The organism is uncultured Microbacterium sp. (assembly GCF_913776565.1).
Taxonomy (GTDB): domain Bacteria; phylum Actinomycetota; class Actinomycetes; order Actinomycetales; family Microbacteriaceae; genus Microbacterium.
Window position 1 is genome coordinate 24,185 of the sequence record NZ_CAJYPF010000191.1, and the last position, 15,494, is coordinate 39,678.

13 protein-coding genes are annotated in these 15,494 nt (G+C 69.9%); 8 read left to right on the forward strand and 5 right to left on the reverse strand.

Translation table 11 applies throughout. The annotated features are described in order from the left end of the window. Window position 1 precedes the first annotated feature (1 nt). From QZ433_RS10695 to tkt, 3 genes are read right to left on the reverse strand one after another with little or no spacing between them, the layout of a single operon-like run. Window positions 2-1,627: a glucose-6-phosphate isomerase gene (locus tag QZ433_RS10695; protein WP_295783098.1), complete on the reverse strand. Its 1,626-nt coding sequence runs from the start codon at window positions 1,625-1,627 to the stop codon at window positions 2-4. Next, entirely contained in the window at window positions 1,624-2,745 is a 1,122-nt protein-coding gene (gene tal, locus QZ433_RS10700; RefSeq protein WP_295783100.1) for a transaldolase, read from the reverse strand. Before tal ends, QZ433_RS10695 begins: the two co-directional genes overlap by 4 nt. An 18-nt stretch (window positions 2,746-2,763) precedes the next feature. Further along, window positions 2,764-4,863 (reverse strand): transketolase, encoded by a 2,100-nt coding sequence (gene tkt / locus QZ433_RS10705; RefSeq protein ID WP_295783175.1) that lies wholly within the window; start codon window positions 4,861-4,863, stop codon window positions 2,764-2,766. Between the two features lie 226 nt (window positions 4,864-5,089). On the opposite strand from tkt, the gene QZ433_RS10710 reads away from it, so the two are divergent. Then, on the forward strand, window positions 5,090-6,016 hold the full coding sequence (locus tag QZ433_RS10710; RefSeq protein WP_108318081.1) for a heme o synthase: 927 nt from the start codon (window positions 5,090-5,092) through the stop codon (window positions 6,014-6,016). A 397-nt stretch (window positions 6,017-6,413) separates the two neighbouring features. Here the strand turns inward: QZ433_RS10710 and QZ433_RS10715 are convergent, their stop codons facing one another. Then, complete coding sequence (locus tag QZ433_RS10715; RefSeq protein ID WP_295783104.1) at window positions 6,414-6,917, reverse strand: dinucleotide-utilizing enzyme; 504 nt, start codon at window positions 6,915-6,917, stop codon at window positions 6,414-6,416. Between the two features lie 223 nt (window positions 6,918-7,140). Next, window positions 7,141-8,127 carry a COX15/CtaA family protein gene (locus QZ433_RS10720; RefSeq protein ID WP_295783106.1) on the reverse strand — a complete coding sequence of 329 codons (987 nt, stop codon included), beginning with the start codon at window positions 8,125-8,127 and terminating at the stop codon, window positions 7,141-7,143. Window positions 8,128-8,376: 249 nt separating this feature from the next. Between QZ433_RS10720 and sufB the strand changes: the two genes are divergently transcribed. From sufB to QZ433_RS10755, 7 genes are all read left to right on the forward strand, one after another. After that, window positions 8,377-9,795 (forward strand): Fe-S cluster assembly protein SufB, encoded by a 1,419-nt coding sequence (gene sufB / locus QZ433_RS10725; protein WP_295783108.1) that lies wholly within the window; start codon window positions 8,377-8,379, stop codon window positions 9,793-9,795. Then, on the forward strand, window positions 9,796-10,986 hold the full coding sequence (gene sufD / locus QZ433_RS10730; RefSeq protein ID WP_295783110.1) for a Fe-S cluster assembly protein SufD: 1,191 nt from the start codon (window positions 9,796-9,798) through the stop codon (window positions 10,984-10,986). Continuing rightward, on the forward strand, window positions 10,983-11,312 hold the full coding sequence (locus tag QZ433_RS10735) for a non-heme iron oxygenase ferredoxin subunit (RefSeq protein ID WP_295783113.1): 330 nt from the start codon (window positions 10,983-10,985) through the stop codon (window positions 11,310-11,312). Before sufD ends, QZ433_RS10735 begins: the two co-directional genes overlap by 4 nt. A gap of 41 nt (window positions 11,313-11,353) precedes the next feature. After that, entirely contained in the window at window positions 11,354-12,124 is a 771-nt protein-coding gene (gene sufC / locus QZ433_RS10740; RefSeq protein WP_058625386.1) for a Fe-S cluster assembly ATPase SufC, read from the forward strand. Window positions 12,125-12,133: 9 nt separating this feature from the next. Then, complete coding sequence (locus QZ433_RS10745) at window positions 12,134-12,463, forward strand: metal-sulfur cluster assembly factor (RefSeq protein ID WP_013586729.1); 330 nt, start codon at window positions 12,134-12,136, stop codon at window positions 12,461-12,463. Window positions 12,464-12,603: 140 nt separating this feature from the next. Beyond that, a complete protein-coding gene (locus QZ433_RS10750) occupies window positions 12,604-14,202 on the forward strand; it encodes a serine hydrolase (RefSeq protein ID WP_295783123.1) in 1,599 nt (532 codons plus the stop codon). Window positions 14,203-14,267: 65 nt separating this feature from the next. After that, window positions 14,268-15,437, forward strand: a complete 1,170-nt coding sequence (locus QZ433_RS10755; RefSeq protein ID WP_295783126.1) for an aminotransferase class I/II-fold pyridoxal phosphate-dependent enzyme — start codon at window positions 14,268-14,270, stop codon at window positions 15,435-15,437. Window positions 15,438-15,494 lie beyond the last annotated feature (57 nt).

Sequence of the window (15,494 nt, forward strand, 5' to 3'; positions counted from 1 at the left end):
CTTACTGTGCCGCCTCGAAGAGTGAGAGCACCTCGACCTGCGGGTCGGTCAGCGTCAGCGTGACGACGGGGCGGCCGTGGCCCTCCGCCAGCACGCTCGCGTCTCCCGCGGCCTGTGCCTGGATGAGTTGTCCGAACGTGAACGGTCGACCCGGGATCTCGAGATCGACGTCGGTGCGTTCGAGGATCTGGAGGAACACGCCGGTCGCGGGCCCTCCCTTGTGGTACTGCCCGGTCGAGTGCAGGAACCGCGGTCCCCACCCGAACGTGGTGGGTCGACCGGAGTCGGCGGCCACCATCTCTCGCAGACCGGAGAGCTGAGCGAGCTCGCCGCGGTCCACGTAGGCCTGGATGCCGACGTATCCGTCCGCGGGCACACGCTCCCACAGGGCGTCGAGGACGCTCGCGAGGGTGCCCCCCGCCGCCAGCGCGGGATCGGACACGCGCACCTCGACGCCGTCGAGGACCAGCGCGGGGGCGGTCGGCGCGGGCTGCGCATCCAACAGACCGCGCGCCGCCTGCTTGGCGGATTCGACGTCGGGCTGGTCGAACGGGTTGATCCCGAGCAGACGTCCCGCGATCGCGGTGGCGTACTCCCAGACGACGAACTGCGCACCCAGCGACCCGCTCACCAGCACCTCGTTGGTGTGGCGCTCGAACAGGTGGAACGCGCTGGCGTCGTCGACGAAGCGGACGACCTGCAGGTCGACGGGCCGCGTCTCGAGCTCGGGCGAGACGGGCAGGAGGACGACGGGCAGGATGCCGGTGCCCTCCTTGCCGGTGGACTCGGCGACGAGCTGCTCGATCCAGTCCGGCAGCCCCGTCAGGTAGGTGCCGTCCGCGACCAGACCGAGCTTGTCCCGGCGGTGCGCGCCGCCTCCGGCGATCGCGGCGGCCAGGACGAGGGCGGGATTCTCAGGGGCGTCGATCGCGACCTCGAGCAGAGTGGCATCCGCTTCGTCGAGCAGATCGTCGATGTCGACTCCGGCGAGGCCCGCGGGCACGAGCCCGAACGCGGTGAGCGCCGAGTAGCGCCCGCCCACCTCGGGGTCGGCGAGGAACACGCGGTACCCGGCGGTCTCGGCCTCGCGCGCGAGGGGCGAGTCGGGGTCGGTGACGACGACGATCCGCGACGCGGGGTCGATGCCGAGGTCGCGGAAGGCGGCCTCGAACGCCCGACGGGCCGAATCGGTCTCGATCGTCGACCCGGACTTGCTCGAGACGACCAGGACGGTCCGGTCGAGCCCGCCCGACTCGACGTCGCCGTCGATCGCGGCGAGCACCTGGGCGGGAGAGGTGGAGTCCAGGATGACCAGGGGGACGCCCGCGGACTGTGCGATGACCTCGGGCGCGAGCGAGGAGCCGCCCATGCCCGCGAGGACGACGCGGGTCACGCCCTGCGCGACGAGCTCGTCGCGCAGGGCGGTGATCTCGGGCACGAGCGGGCGCGAGACGGAGACCGCCCGCACCCACCCGAGCCGACGGGACGCCTCGTCCTCGGCGGCGGAGCCCCACAGGCTCGCGTCACCGGCGGTGATCCCCGACGCGATGAGCGAACCGGTCAGCGCCGGCAGCTCCGCGTCGACGATCGATGCGGCGTGGCCCGTGGCCTTGACGGCGAAGCTCACTTCGCGGCCTGGGCGCTTCCGGCCTGCAGAGCGGTCTTCACGGTGTCCTGCAGCTCGTGCCACGAGGCGATGAACTTCTCGACGCCCTCGTCCTCGAGCGTCTGCGTGGCGTCCGCCACGTCGACACCCGCGGCCGCGAGACGGTCGAAGACCTCGTGCGCCTCGGCGTACGCGCCGGTGACGGTGTCGCCGGTGATCTCGCCGTGGTCGAAGGTCGCCTCGAGCGTCTTCTCGGGCATCGTGTTCACGGTGCCGGGGGCGACGAGCTCGGTCACGTAGAGCGTGTCGGGCAGCGCCGGGTCCTTGACGCCCGTCGAGGCCCACAGGGGACGCTGCACCGTGGCGCCGGCATCCAGGAGCTTCTTCGCGCGGTCCTCGGAGAACTTCTTCTCGTAGAGCTCGTAGGCCAGTCGCGCGTTGGCGATGCCGGCCTTGCCCTTGAGAGCGGCGGCCTCGTCGGTGCCGATCGCGGCGAGACGCTTGTCGATCTCGGTGTCGACGCGCGACACGAAGAACGAGGCGACCGACTGCAGGGTCGAGATGTCGTGACCGGCGGCGTGCGCCTTCTCGACGCCGGCGAGGTAGGCGTCGATGACCTCTTCGTAACGCTCGAGGCTGAAGATCAGCGTGACGTTCACCGAGATGCCCGCGCCGATGACCTCGGTGATGGCGGGCAGGCCCGCCTTGGTCGCGGGGATCTTGATGAGGACGTTCTTGCGGTCCACGCGGGCCGAGAGGTCCTTGGCCTGCGCGACGGTGCCCTCGGTGTCGTGCGCGAGGTCGGGCGAGACCTCGATCGACACGCGTCCGTCGACGCCGTTCGTGGCCTCGAACACGGGCAGGAAGATGTCGCATGCGTCGCGCACGTCATCGGTGGTGATCGAGACGATCGCCTCGTCGACGTCGGCGCCCGCCGCGGCGAGCTCCTTCACCTGGCCCTCGTACGCCTCGCCCTTGGACAGGGCGCCGGCGAAGATGGTCGGGTTGGTCGTGACGCCCGAGACGTTGCGGGACTCGATGAGCTCGGCGAGGTTGCCGGACTGGATGCGCTGACGCGACAGGTCGTCGAGCCAGATGCTGACGCCCTGAGCGGCGAGGTCTGCGGTGGGAGTGCTCATGTCGTTGTTCTCCTCGGATTACTTCTTCGCCGCGGCGAGCGAGTCGCGGGCGGCTTCGACGACGGCCTCGGCCGTGATGCCGAACTTCTGGAACAGGGTCTTGTAGTCGGCCGATGCACCGAAGTGCTCGATCGCGACCGAGCGACCGGCGTCGCCGACGATGCCGTGCCAGCTGAGGGCCGAACCGGCCTCGACCGACACGCGCGCCTTCACCGACGACGGCAGAACCGACTCGCGGTACGCCTCGTCCTGCTCGGCGAACCACTCCAGCGACGGGGCCGACACGACGCGGGCGTGGACGCCCTCGGCGGCCAGCGTCTCGCGCGCCTCGACAGCCAGCTGCACCTCGGAGCCGGTCGCGATGAGGATGACGTCGGGCTCGCCGTTCTTGGCCTCGGCCAGGACGTAGGCGCCCTTGACGGCGCCCTCGGCCGACGCGAACTCGTCACCGGATGCCGCACCCTCGCCGCGGGCGAAGACGGGGATGTTCTGACGCGTCAGGGCGATACCGGCGGGACCGGCCGTACGCCGCAGCATCTCGAGCCACACCACGGACGTCTCGTTCGCATCAGCGGGGCGCACGAGCGCGAAGTTGGGGATCGCGCGCAGCGTCGCCAGCTGCTCGATGGGCTGGTGCGTCGGGCCGTCCTCGCCGAGGGCGACCGAGTCGTGCGTCCAGACGAAGATCGTCGGGATGTTCATGAGCGCGGCCAGGCGCACCGGGGGGCGCATGTAGTCGCTGAAGATGAGGAACGTCCCGCCGAACGGACGGGTCGGTCCGTGCAGCACGATTCCGTTGAGGATCGCTCCCATGGCGTGCTCGCGGATGCCGAAATGCAGGACGCGGCCGTAGGGGTCACCGGACCACTCGTGCGTCGACCACGAGGCGGGGATGAAGCTCTTGGCATCCTTGATCGTGGTGAGGTTGGACTCGGCGAGGTCGGCCGAACCGCCCCAGAGCTCGGGGAGCTCGGCGGCCAGGGCGTTGATGACCGTGCCGGACGCGGCGCGGGTCGAGACGTCCTTCCCGGCCTCGAAGGCGGGGAGGGCGTCGGCGATGTCGGCGGGGAGCTCGCGGGCCTGCAGGCGGTCCCACAGCTGCTTGCGCTCGGGGTGGGCGGCGGCCCACGCGTCGAACTTCTGCTGCCAGTCGGCCTTGGCGGCCTCGCCGCGCTCGACGAGCTTGCGCGTGTGGGCGATGACGTCGTCGGCGACGGCGAAGTGCTCCTCGGGGTCGAAGCCGAGAACCTCCTTCGTGGCCTTGAGCTCATCGGCGCCGAGGGCGGAGCCGTGGATCTTGCCGGAGTTCTGCTTGCCGGGCGAGGGCCAGCCGATGATCGTCTTGAGGATGATCAGCGAGGGCTTGGCCGTCTCGCCCTGCGCGGCCTCGAGCGCGGCGTGGAGAGCGGCGACGTCCTCGACGTATTCGCCGGTCTTCTTCCAGTCGACCGTCTGCACGTGCCAGCCGTATGCCTCGTAGCGCTTCTGGACGTCCTCGGTGAAGGCGACGTTGGTGTCGTCCTCGATCGAGATCTGGTTGGAGTCGTAGATCGCGATGAGGTTGCCGAGCTCCTGGTGGCCGGCGAGAGAGGAGGCCTCGCTGGTGACACCCTCTTGCAGGTCGCCGTCACCGGCGATGACGTAGACGTAGTGGTCGAAGGGGCTCTCGCCGGCGGGGGTCTCGGCGTCGAACAGGCCGCGCTCGTAGCGGGCCGCGTAGGCGAAGCCCACGGCCGAGGCGAGCCCTTGGCCGAGGGGGCCGGTGGTGATCTCGACGCCGGCGGTGTGTCCGTACTCGGGGTGGCCGGGGGTCAGCGAGTCCCAGGTGCGCAGCGCCTCGAGGTCCTTCTTCTCGAGGCCGAAGCCGCCGAGGTACAGCTGCACGTACTGCGTGAGCGAGGAGTGGCCGACCGAGAGGATGAAGCGGTCGCGGCCGGGCCAGTGCGTGTCGGCCGGGTCGTGGCGGAGTACCCGCTGGTACAGCAGGTACGCGGCGGGGGCCAGCGACATGGCGGTTCCGGGGTGGCCGTTGCCCACCTTCTCGACGGCGTCAGCCGCCAGGATGCGTGCGGTGTCCACCGCGCGCCGATCGATCTCGTCCCATTCGAAGTCCGACAACACGGTGCCTTTCTCGATCCTGCGCCCGGTTCACGATCCGACGTCCGCGCTCGCCACCGTAGGAGTGGGAGGGGGGTGGGGTGTCGGCGCGGGGCGCGCGTTCTTCGCCAGCATAGCGAGATCGACCGACGCCGTTGCCGTTCGTGACGGGGGTCGACAGGCGGCCGGGGGTGTGGTGGGGATGGCATAGAATCGGAGGGATATATACGCGCTACCCCGGGGGACGATGGACATCTCGACGACGTCGCACGTCATTGCGACGACCGATCGCCGCTCCGTCGGACGCACCCTTCGGGCCTACGTCGCTCTGACGAAGCCCCGCGTCCTCGAGCTGCTGCTGGTGACCACCGTTCCGGTCATGATCCTCGCGCAGGGCGGTCTGCCGAACCTCTGGCTGATCTTCGCCACGGTGATCGGCGGTTCGCTGAGCGCCGGCTCGGCGGCCGCGTTCAACATGTACCTGGACCGCGACATCGACGCGCACATGCAGCGCACCGAGAACCGTCCGCTCGTCACGGGCGAGGTGTCGCCGCGCGGCGCTCTGACCTTCGCGTGGACCCTCGCCGTGGTGTCGACCGTGTGGCTGTGGGCGTTCACCAACCCGCTCGCCGCAGCGCTGTCGGCGGCCGCAATCTTCTTCTACGTCGTCATCTACACGATGATCCTCAAGCGCCGCACCGAGCAGAACATCGTGTGGGGCGGGATCGCGGGATGCTTCCCGGTGCTGATCGGCTGGTCGGCGGTGACGGGCTCGCTGTCGTGGGCGCCGTTCATCCTGTTCGCCCTGGTCTTCCTGTGGACCCCGCCGCATTACTGGCCCCTGTCGATGAAGTACGCCGCGCAGTACGACGGCGTCGACGTGCCGATGCTCGGCGCGACCCGCAGCGGATCGCAGGTGGGCCTGCAGGTCATCCTCTACGCCTGGGCGACCGTGGCCTGCTCACTGCTGCTGATTCCCGTTGCACCCATGGGCCTCGTCTACACCGTGTCGGCCCTCGTCTTCGGCGGCTGGTTCATCTACGAGTCGCACCGCCTGTACTCGCGCGCCGTGCGCGGAGGCGAGCCGCGGCCGATGCGCGTCTTCCACGCCTCGATCACCTACCTGACGCTGCTCTTCGTCGCGATCGCCGTCGATCCGCTGCTGCCGTTCTGATCGTTCTCGATGACGCCCACCTCGGGGAGGTGGGCGTCATCGTGTCTCTGCCCGCGGTTCCGGGATGCCGCCGCGGCGCCGCGCCCACACGCCACGCGGGCGCGGGGTCTCATCGGCGCCGAATGGCGCGCGCGGAGGTGCTTCGTGACGTTTTGGCGCCGATGAAGGGGTGAGCGCGCGCGGGAGGGGTTTCATCGGTGCTGAATGGCGCGCGCGGGGGTGTTTCGCGATCTTTCGGCACCGGCAAACGCCGCGCGCGCGAGCGCGTCTCGTGACGTTTCGGCGCCGATGGAGCGCACCGAGAGGGCGGCGATACGGGCGCTACGAAAGGCGGCAGCCGGGCACGCGAAAGCGCCCGCCCCCCGATGGGGAAGCGGGCGCTTTCGTCGACGCGGGGTCAGCGACGCGTGACGTCGTCCCCGGTGTCGAGACGGGGCTCGTCGTGGCTCGCAGCGGCAGCGGCCTGCGGGGGAGCGGGGGCCGTCGAGGGCACCTCGACATCGGCATCCTCCACCGCGAGGGGGGCCGCGGAGGTGGCGGCGGTCGTCGACGTCGCGGTGTACGGGGCGGCGCCGAAGGCCTCGGGGGCGGTCTCGTCGTCGCTGTTCCAGTCGATCGTCTCGACAGCGACATCGGGACGGCGCACGAGCGCGGTCGCGGCGGCGAGGGCGAGCACGAGGGCGATGCCGATCGCGCCGGCACCCAGGACGGCGGCACCGACGACGACCCACGACTGGCCGACGTACACCTGCACGACGGTGGCGTTGGGGTCGTTGAGCACCTGCTCCATCGCGTCGATGCCGTTCAGCACGATCGCGAGTCCTCCGGCGATGGCGGCCACGGAGGCGACGACGAGAACCCAGAACGGGATGCTGGTCACCAGGCGGGGACGGGTCTGCATGGAATCACTCCTTCATCTTCCGGCGCGGAGCCGGACGGGGCCCCACCGTGGGGGACGGCGGGACGTTTCCGGGCGCGAAGGCACCCGACGAGTTCCAGCCTGACGTACCCGTTTCGATGCCGCCTAGGGGTCGCCGATGAATGCCCTATGAGCGTATAAGGGCGTCCGGGCGCTCCACGACCGGCGCAGCGCGCCGGGCTCCGCCGCGCGCAGCGCGCCGGGTTCAGCCTCGTGCGGCGATCCGCTCGCGCTCCGGTGACGATTCCTCGACGGTGGTCGGCTGCTTGCAGCGCAGCACGACGACGGTCATGGTCGCGGCGGCGAGAGCGGCCAGGACCATGTGCGTGCCGACGGCGAGCTCGGGCAGGCCGTTGCGCGCCTGGTAGAGCCCGACGGCGATCTGCACCAGCTCGACCGCGAGCAGGGCCGTCGCCCAGCGGCGGACCGGGAGACCGCGACGCCAGGCGATCACGACGACCGCGAGCGTCAGGGCGAAGAGGGCGTATCCCGGCCAGGCGTGCACGTGCTCGAGCACCTGGGCGTCGAAGCCGTTGCGCACCGAGGCCTCGTCGCCGGAGTGCGGGCCGGCGCCCGTGGTGAGCACACCGAACACGATCGTCAGGGCGAGCACCGCGGTGGTGGCGTGCACCAGCCCCGCGAACCAGCGCGGGACGGCGAGCCGGCGGGCGCCGGCGGGCTGGTACATGCGCACGAGGAAGGCCGCGCAGACCGCCACCAGCGAGACCGACGCGACGTAGTGGAAGCCGACGATGAAGGGGTTGAGGCCCGTCAGCACGGTGACGCCGCCCACGAGCGCCTGGGCCACGATGCCGCCGAGGACGACGAGCGCCAGGACGAACAGCACGCGACGCTCGCGCCGCATGCGCCACACCAGCACGACGACGGCGAGGGCCAGGATGCCGACGAGACCCGTCAGCGTGCGGTTGCCGAACTCGATGATCCCGTGGATGCCCATCTCGGGGGTGTTCACGAGCGAGTCGGGCGTGCAGCGCGGCCAGGTGGGGCACCCGAGGCCGGAACCGGTCAGGCGCACCGCGCCGCCGGTGCCGATGATGAGCACCTCGGCCACGAACGACAACCACGCGAAGACGCGCACCCGGCGGTCGACGTCGGTGGGCAACCACTCGACGATCCGACGAAGCGCGCCGGGGACGCGGGACGAAGCGGTGGGGGACGGGGCGGAGGGCATGGGTACGGCTTCCTGGCGTCGGGGCGTTCCCGGCGTTCGGGGGAGCGGGCCTGCCATGCCGGGAGCGGGTGTTGCCTGTAGAATCGAAGGGTCCGTGTGCAGCGCTCACGCGATCCGCACGACAGACAGTCTAGGCGCGCAGCCAGCGCCTTCGAGCGGGCCCACCAGCGACGAACCTGGGACTTCGACCGGAGTCCGGAATGTCGGGGCGGATGACACCGTTGTGGCCCGAGAAGGAGAGTGATCACCATGTCCGATGTCCTCATCGACCGACCAGAGCTCGAAAGCCTGGGGCAATACGAGTTCGGCTGGCACGACACCGACGCGGCGGGCGCCATCGCGCAGCGCGGCATCAACGAGGACGTCGTCCGCGGCATCTCCTCGCTGAAGAACGAGCCGGAGTGGATGCTGAAGACCCGTCTGAAGGGGTACCAGCTCTTCGGCAAGAAGCCGATGCCGACGTGGGGCGCCGACCTGTCGGAGATCGATTTCGACAACATCAAGTACTTCGTGCGCTCGACCGAGAAGCAGGCCCAGACCTGGGAAGACCTTCCGGAAGAGATCCGCAACACCTACGAGAAGCTCGGCATCCCCGAGGCCGAGCGTCAGCGCCTGGTCGCAGGCGTGGCTGCGCAGTACGAGTCCGAGGTGGTCTACCACCAGATCCGTGAGGACCTGGAGCAGCAGGGTGTCATCTTCATGGACACCGACACGGCTCTGCGCGAGCACCCCGAGTTCTTCGAGGAGTACTTCGGCACGGTCATCCCCGCCGGTGACAACAAGTTCGCCGCGCTGAACACCGCGGTGTGGTCGGGCGGATCGTTCGTCTACGTCCCCAAGGGCGTGCACGTCGAGATCCCGCTGCAGGCGTACTTCCGCATCAACACCGAGAACATGGGGCAGTTCGAGCGGACGCTGATCATCGCCGACGAGGACAGCTACGTCCACTACATCGAGGGCTGCACGGCGCCGATCTACAAGAGCGACTCGCTGCACTCCGCCGTCGTCGAGATCATCGTGAAGAAGAACGCCCGCGTGCGCTACACGACGATCCAGAACTGGTCGAACAACGTCTACAACCTCGTCACCAAGCGCGCGGTCGCCCACGAGGGCGCCACCATGGAGTGGGTCGATGGCAACATCGGCTCCAAGGTGACGATGAAGTACCCCTCCATCTACCTGATGGGCGAGCACGCCAAGGGCGAGACCCTGTCGGTGGCCTTCGCCGGTCCCGGTCAGCACCAGGACGCCGGCGCCAAGATGATCCACATGGCGCCGCACACGCAGTCGTCGATCGTGTCGAAGTCGATCGCCCGCGGCGGCGGTCGCGCCGGTTACCGCGGAGAAGTGCGCGTGGATGCCAATGCCCACCACTCCGCGAACACCGTGCGCTGCGACGCCCTGCTGGTCGACACCATCTCGCGCAGCGACACCTACCCCGCGATCGACATCCGCGTCGACGACGTGCAGCTCGGTCACGAGGCCACGGTCTCCAAGGTCAGCGAGGAGCAGCTCTTCTACCTGCAGTCCCGGGGTCTTCCCGAGGACGAGGCCATGGCCATGATCGTGCGCGGGTTCATCGAGCCGATCGCCCGCGAGCTGCCCATGGAGTACGCGCTCGAACTCAACAAGCTCATCGAAATGGGCATGGAAGGATCCGTAGGCTAAATGACGACTGCGACCGAATCACCCGCAGCCGCCGAAGGTCATATCGACCCGGCCGCCCTCGTGGCATCCCTCGTCCCGGTGCAGACGCGCTCGGAGCGCGCGACCTCCTTCGACCCGGCCGATTTCGGCACACCCACGGGCCGTGAGGTGAACTGGAAGCTCAGCCCCATCGACCGCCTCGCGCCGCTCTTCGTCGACCAGGCCGGTCCGACCGGCATCATGACGGTCGACGTCGACGCCCCCGCGGGCGTCGAGCAGCTGCGCCTCGCCGCCGGTGAGGCGCCGCGCGGCGAGCACTTCCGCCCCGAAGACCTGCCGGCGGCCCTCGCCTGGACGCACGAGACCGAGGCGCCGCTGCTGCGGATCCCCGCGAACGTCGAGCTCGACGAGCCGATCGTGGTGCGCTTGACCGGCACGGGCGGTCTGGCCCACGCGCACGTGGTGATCGAGGCGCAGCAGCACTCGCGCGGCACCGTGGTGCTGCGTCACGAGGGTTCGGCGCAGCACGCGCAGAACGTCGAGATCATCGTGCGCGACGGAGCCGACCTGACGGTCGTGTCGGTGCAGAAGTGGGACGACGACGCGATCCACGCCTCGTCGCACCAGGCCCGCGTCGACCGCGACGCCAAGCTCACCCACGTCGTGGTGAGCTTCGGCGGCGGCGTCGTGCGCGTGAACCCCTCGGTCGAGCTGTCCGGCGCGGGCGCCGAGGGGCGCCTGTACGGGCTGTCGTTCTCGGATGCCGGCCAGCACCTCGAGTCGCAGGTCTACCTGCACCACAAGGGGCCGCACACCGTCGGCGACGTGCTCTACAAGGGCGCGCTGCAGGGCGAGAGTGCGCGGAGCGTCTGGATCGGCGACGTCCTCATCGGACCGGATGCCACCGGCACCGACTCGTATGAGGCCAACCGCAACCTGGTGCTCACGGACGGCGCCCGCGCCGACTCGATCCCGAACCTCGAGATCGAGACGGGCGACATCCAGGGCGCCGGCCACGCCAGCGCCACGGGTCGATTCGACGACGAGCAGCTGTTCTACCTGCAGGCCCGCGGTATCGCCGAGGACGAGGCGCGCCGTCTGGTCGTGCTCGGCTTCCTGAGCGAGATCGTGCAGCGCATCGGCATCCCGGAGCTCGAGACAGAGCTCATCGAGGCCATCGAGCGCGAACTGGCCGAGGGGGCTGCCGCGTGAGCGCCACGCGCGTGTGCGCTCTCGACGAACTGGTGCAGGACGAGGCCCGACGCGTCGAGATCGACGGCGTCGCGATCGCCGTCGTGCTCGACGGCAACGGCGATGTCCACGCCATCGGCGACGTCTGCACGCACGGCGACATCTCGCTCTCGGACGGCTTCGTCGAGGGCGAGACGCTGGAGTGCTGGGCGCACGGCTCGGCGTTCTCGCTGACGACCGGTCGACCGCTGAACCTCCCGGCCTACGAGCCGGTGCCCGTGTACGAGGTCGTAATCGACTCCGGCGACGTGCTCATCGATCCCACCGTCACCAAGGCGACGGCCTGAGCCGCGCCGACGACCCGAAGACTTCTCAAGTAAGGAACCCCATGTCTGTCCTCGAGATCCGCGACCTCCACGTGACGGTCGAGACGGAGAACGGTACGACCCCGATCCTCAACGGTGTGACCCTCACCATGCGTACCGGTGAGACCCACGCCATCATGGGCCCCAACGGCTCCGGCAAGTCGACCCTGGCCTACACGATCGCCGGCCACCCGAAGTACACCGTCACGAGCGGTTCCATCACGCTCGACGGTGAGGACGTGCTCGAGATGAGTGTGGACGAGCGCGCCCGCGCCGGTCTGTTCCTCGCGATGCAGTACCCGGTCGAGATCCCCGGCGTCACGGTCACCAACTTCCTGCGCACGGCCAAGACGGCCATCGACGGCGAGGCTCCCGCGATCCGCTCGTGGACCAAGGACGTCAAGGGCGCCATGGAGAATCTGCGCATGGACGCCAAGTTCGCGTCGCGCAACGTCAACGAGGGCTTCTCGGGCGGCGAGAAGAAGCGTCACGAGATCCTCCAGCTCGAGCTGCTCAAGCCGAAGATCGCCGTGCTCGACGAGACCGACTCGGGCCTCGACGTCGACGCGCTCAAGATCGTGTCCGAGGGCGTGAACCGCGCCAAGGAGCAGACCGATCTCGGCGTGCTGCTCATCACGCACTACACCCGCATCCTGCGCTACATCCGCCCCGACTTCGTCCACGTCGTCGTCAAGGGTCGGATCGTCGAAGAGGGCGGACCCGAGCTCGCCGACCGACTCGAAGAAGAGGGTTACGACCGCTTCCTCGAGGCCGGTACGCCGATCGACGCGTAAGATCGTTACATGACCGCAACCCTCGCTCCCGAGAAGTACGACGAGGTCACCGAGGCGCTGAAAGACGTCATGGACCCCGAACTGGGGATCAACGTCGTGGACCTCGGCCTCATCTACGACCTCGCCTGGGACGACGAGAACGACGCGCTCGTCATCCACATGACCCTCACTTCGGCCGGCTGCCCGCTGACCGACGTGCTCGAAGAGCAGACCGCTCAGGCTCTCGACAACGTCGTGGACCGCTTCCGCATCAACTGGGTGTGGATGCCGCCGTGGGGTCCGGAACGGATCACCGACGACGGCCGCGACATGATGCGCGCGCTCGGCTTCGCGATCTGACAGCCTCACACGAACGCCCATCCCCTCGGGGGTGGGCGTTCGTCGTGTGCGCGGGTGTCTCGGATGCCGGCGCGTTGCGAATCGGCAACGCTCGTTTTCTCGCCGTTGCCGACGGTCGACCGTGGTGGCACACTGCGCGCATGAGTACGCGCGCTCCCCGAATCGCCGCGGGCCTGATCCCTCTGCTTCTCGTCGCGCCGCTGGCATCCGGGTGCACGCCCGATGCCGTCCCGACGGCCGATACGACTCCCGCCCCCGTCGCGGCCGACCCCCGCGTGGACGCCCTGGCGGCGGTGACGGATGCCACGATCGACGCCGCGATCGCCGACATCGACGCCTCGGTGCAGGCCGCCCTGAACGCCACCGGCACACCCGGGGTCGCTGTCGCCGTGGTGCACGGCGGTGAGACCGTCTTCGCACGCGGATACGGGGTGCGCAATCTCGACACGGGCGATCCGGTGGACGAGAACACGGTGTTCGCGATGGCATCCGTCTCGAAATCGATCGGCGCGACGGTGGTCGCGCGCGCGATCGACGAAGGGGTGGTCACGTGGGACACCCCGGTGCAGAGGAATCTGCCGGCGTTCGCGCTGTCGGACCCATGGGTGAGCGGGAATCTCACGATCGCCGATCTGTACGCGCACCGCTCGGGCCTGTACGAGCACGCCGGCGATGAGCTCGAGGAGATCGGCTACGAACGCGCGGCGGTGCTGCAGCGTCTGCGCGCGGTGCCGCTGTCGGGCTTCCGGTCGTCGTACGCCTATGGCAACTTCGACATCACGGCCGCGGCCGAATCGGTCGCCGCGGCGGCGGGCGAGGACTGGGCCGACCTGTCGGAGCGGCTCATCTACGGCCCCCTCGGCATGGACGACACCTCGTCGCGGTACGCCGACCTCGCGGCCCGAGACAACCGCGCGATGGGGCATCAGCGACGGAACGGGACGTGGGTCGTGAGCCCCGAGCAGCGCGAGCCCGACGCGCAGTCGCCGGCGGGCGGGGTCAGCTCCAGCGCCACCGACATGGCGCGGTGGATGGCGATGGTGCTCGCCGCCGGAGCCGGCGACGACGCGTTCGTCAGCCGCGAGGCGCTGCTGCCCGCGGTCACTCCGCAGATCATGACGGGGCGCGACCCCGCGCAGTCGACGATGGACCAGCGGGCGGGTTTCTACGGGTACGGCTTCAACGTCACCACGACGGCGGGCGGTCTCGTCGACGTCAATCACTCCGGGGCCTTCCGCCTCGGAACCGGCACGACGGTGAAGATGCTCCCCGCGGCCGACCTCGGGATCGTCGTACTGTCGGACGGGGAGGCGAACGGCGTCGCCGAGGGCATCGCGGGACGTTTCGCCGACATCGCCCAGTACGGGGTGCAGCGCCAGGACTGGCTCGCGCTGTACATGGGCGTCTTCGCTCAGATGGCGCAGCCGATGGGCGAGCTCGCCGGAGAAGAGCGACCCGTGGATGCCGCGCCCCCGGCCGCTCTCGACACCTACGCCGGCGTGTACCGCAACGAGTACTTCGGTGAGGCGACCGTGAGCGTCGAGGGCGGCGCCCTGCAGCTCGCGCTCGGCCCGACCGGCCGATGGGCGCTCTCGCCCTGGGACGGCGACGTGTTCACCTTCACCCCGACCGGCGAGAACGCCACGGAGGGCACCGTGTCGCAGGCGACGTTCTCGGCCGACGGGACCCTGGTGCTGGAGTACTTCGACGAGCACGGGATGGGCACCTTCCGCCGGTGAGAGCGCGTGACGGGATGTGTCAGCATCCCCCGGGGCCCGGCGGGGACGGCCGGTAGCCTCGGAGGGTGAGCGTCATCCCTCTGCGGGCCCTGCCCCTGGACCTTCTGCGTCAGCGCTCGAGCACGAAGTGGCGCTCGTACGCCGACGATGTCATCCCGATGTTCGTGGCCGAGACCGACTTCCCGCTCGCCCCCGCCATCACGGCCGCCCTGCACCGCGCCGTCGAGATCGGCGACACGGGGTACACGCCGCCGCGTCCGGGGATCGACCTCGACTTCGCCGCCTACGCCGAACGCCGCTGGGGGTGGACGATCGATCCCTCTCGCATCCGGTGGACGGGTGACGTCATGATGGGCGTCGTCGAGGTGCTGCGCGCCGTGACGCGACCGGGGGACCGGGTCGTGGTGACCCCGCCCGTCTACCCTCCGTTCTACGACACCGTCGAAGAGGCGGGAGCGGTCGTCGAGCGCGTGCCGCTCGTCGACGACGGCGACCGCTGGAGCCTCGACCTCGCGGGCATCGAGAGCGCCCTGGCCGCGGGGGCGCGCGCGGTGCTGCTGTGCAACCCGCACAACCCCACCGGCACGGTGCACTCGCGCGAGAGTCTCGCCGCGCTCGCTCGCCTCGCCGCGCACTACGGCGCGAGCGTCGTGAGCGATGAGATCCACGCGCCCCTCGCGCACGCTCCGGCGGTGTTCACGCCGTTCCTGGATGCCGCTCCCGAGGCCGCCGCCGTCGGATACGCCGTCACGAGCGCGAGCAAGGCCTACAACCTCGCGGGCCTCAAGTGCGCGGTGATCGTGACGGGCGCCGAAGAGACGGCGACCGTCGTGCGGGGACTGCCGTGGGAGGTCGAGTGGCGGGCCGGGCTGTTCGGCGTGATCGCCAACCGTGCGGCCTTCGCGGCCGAGAGCGACGAGTGGTTGGAGGCGCTGCTCGCCGCGCTCGACGAGAACCGCCGCTTGCTCGCCGAGCTGCTGGCGGAGCACCTGCCGCGGGCCCGTTATCGGCTTCCGGATGCCGGCTTCCTGGCGTGGGTGGACGTCTCGGCGTACGGGTGGGGTGACAACCCCGCCCCGCTGATCCGCCGCGAGGCGAAGGTGGCTCTGCACCACGGCCCGCTGTTCGGCACCGAGGGCGTCGGCCACGTGCGCATCAACATGGGGTGCGCCCCCGAGGTGCTGCGTGAGGCGATCGAGCGGATCGGCCGGTTCGCGGGGGAGTCCCGCGGGTAGCTCGACGGTGGGCCTTGTGGGCGGCGGGAGTGTGGCATCCGAGGATAGGTAAGGATA

Coding starts and splice junctions, on each gene's coding strand:
- sufD (WP_295783110.1), top strand. CDS start 9,796: ATGACGACTGCGACCGAATCACCCGCAGCCGCCGAAGGTCATATCGAC.
- QZ433_RS10720 (WP_295783106.1), bottom strand. CDS start 8,127: ATGCCCTCCGCCCCGTCCCCCACCGCTTCGTCCCGCGTCCCCGGCGCG.
- sufB (WP_295783108.1), top strand. CDS start 8,377: ATGTCCGATGTCCTCATCGACCGACCAGAGCTCGAAAGCCTGGGGCAA.
- tal (WP_295783100.1), bottom strand. CDS start 2,745: ATGAGCACTCCCACCGCAGACCTCGCCGCTCAGGGCGTCAGCATCTGG.
- sufC (WP_058625386.1), top strand. CDS start 11,354: ATGTCTGTCCTCGAGATCCGCGACCTCCACGTGACGGTCGAGACGGAG.
- QZ433_RS10715 (WP_295783104.1), bottom strand. CDS start 6,917: ATGCAGACCCGTCCCCGCCTGGTGACCAGCATCCCGTTCTGGGTTCTC.
- QZ433_RS10745 (WP_013586729.1), top strand. CDS start 12,134: ATGACCGCAACCCTCGCTCCCGAGAAGTACGACGAGGTCACCGAGGCG.
- QZ433_RS10710 (WP_108318081.1), top strand. CDS start 5,090: ATGGACATCTCGACGACGTCGCACGTCATTGCGACGACCGATCGCCGC.
- QZ433_RS10750 (WP_295783123.1), top strand. CDS start 12,604: ATGAGTACGCGCGCTCCCCGAATCGCCGCGGGCCTGATCCCTCTGCTT.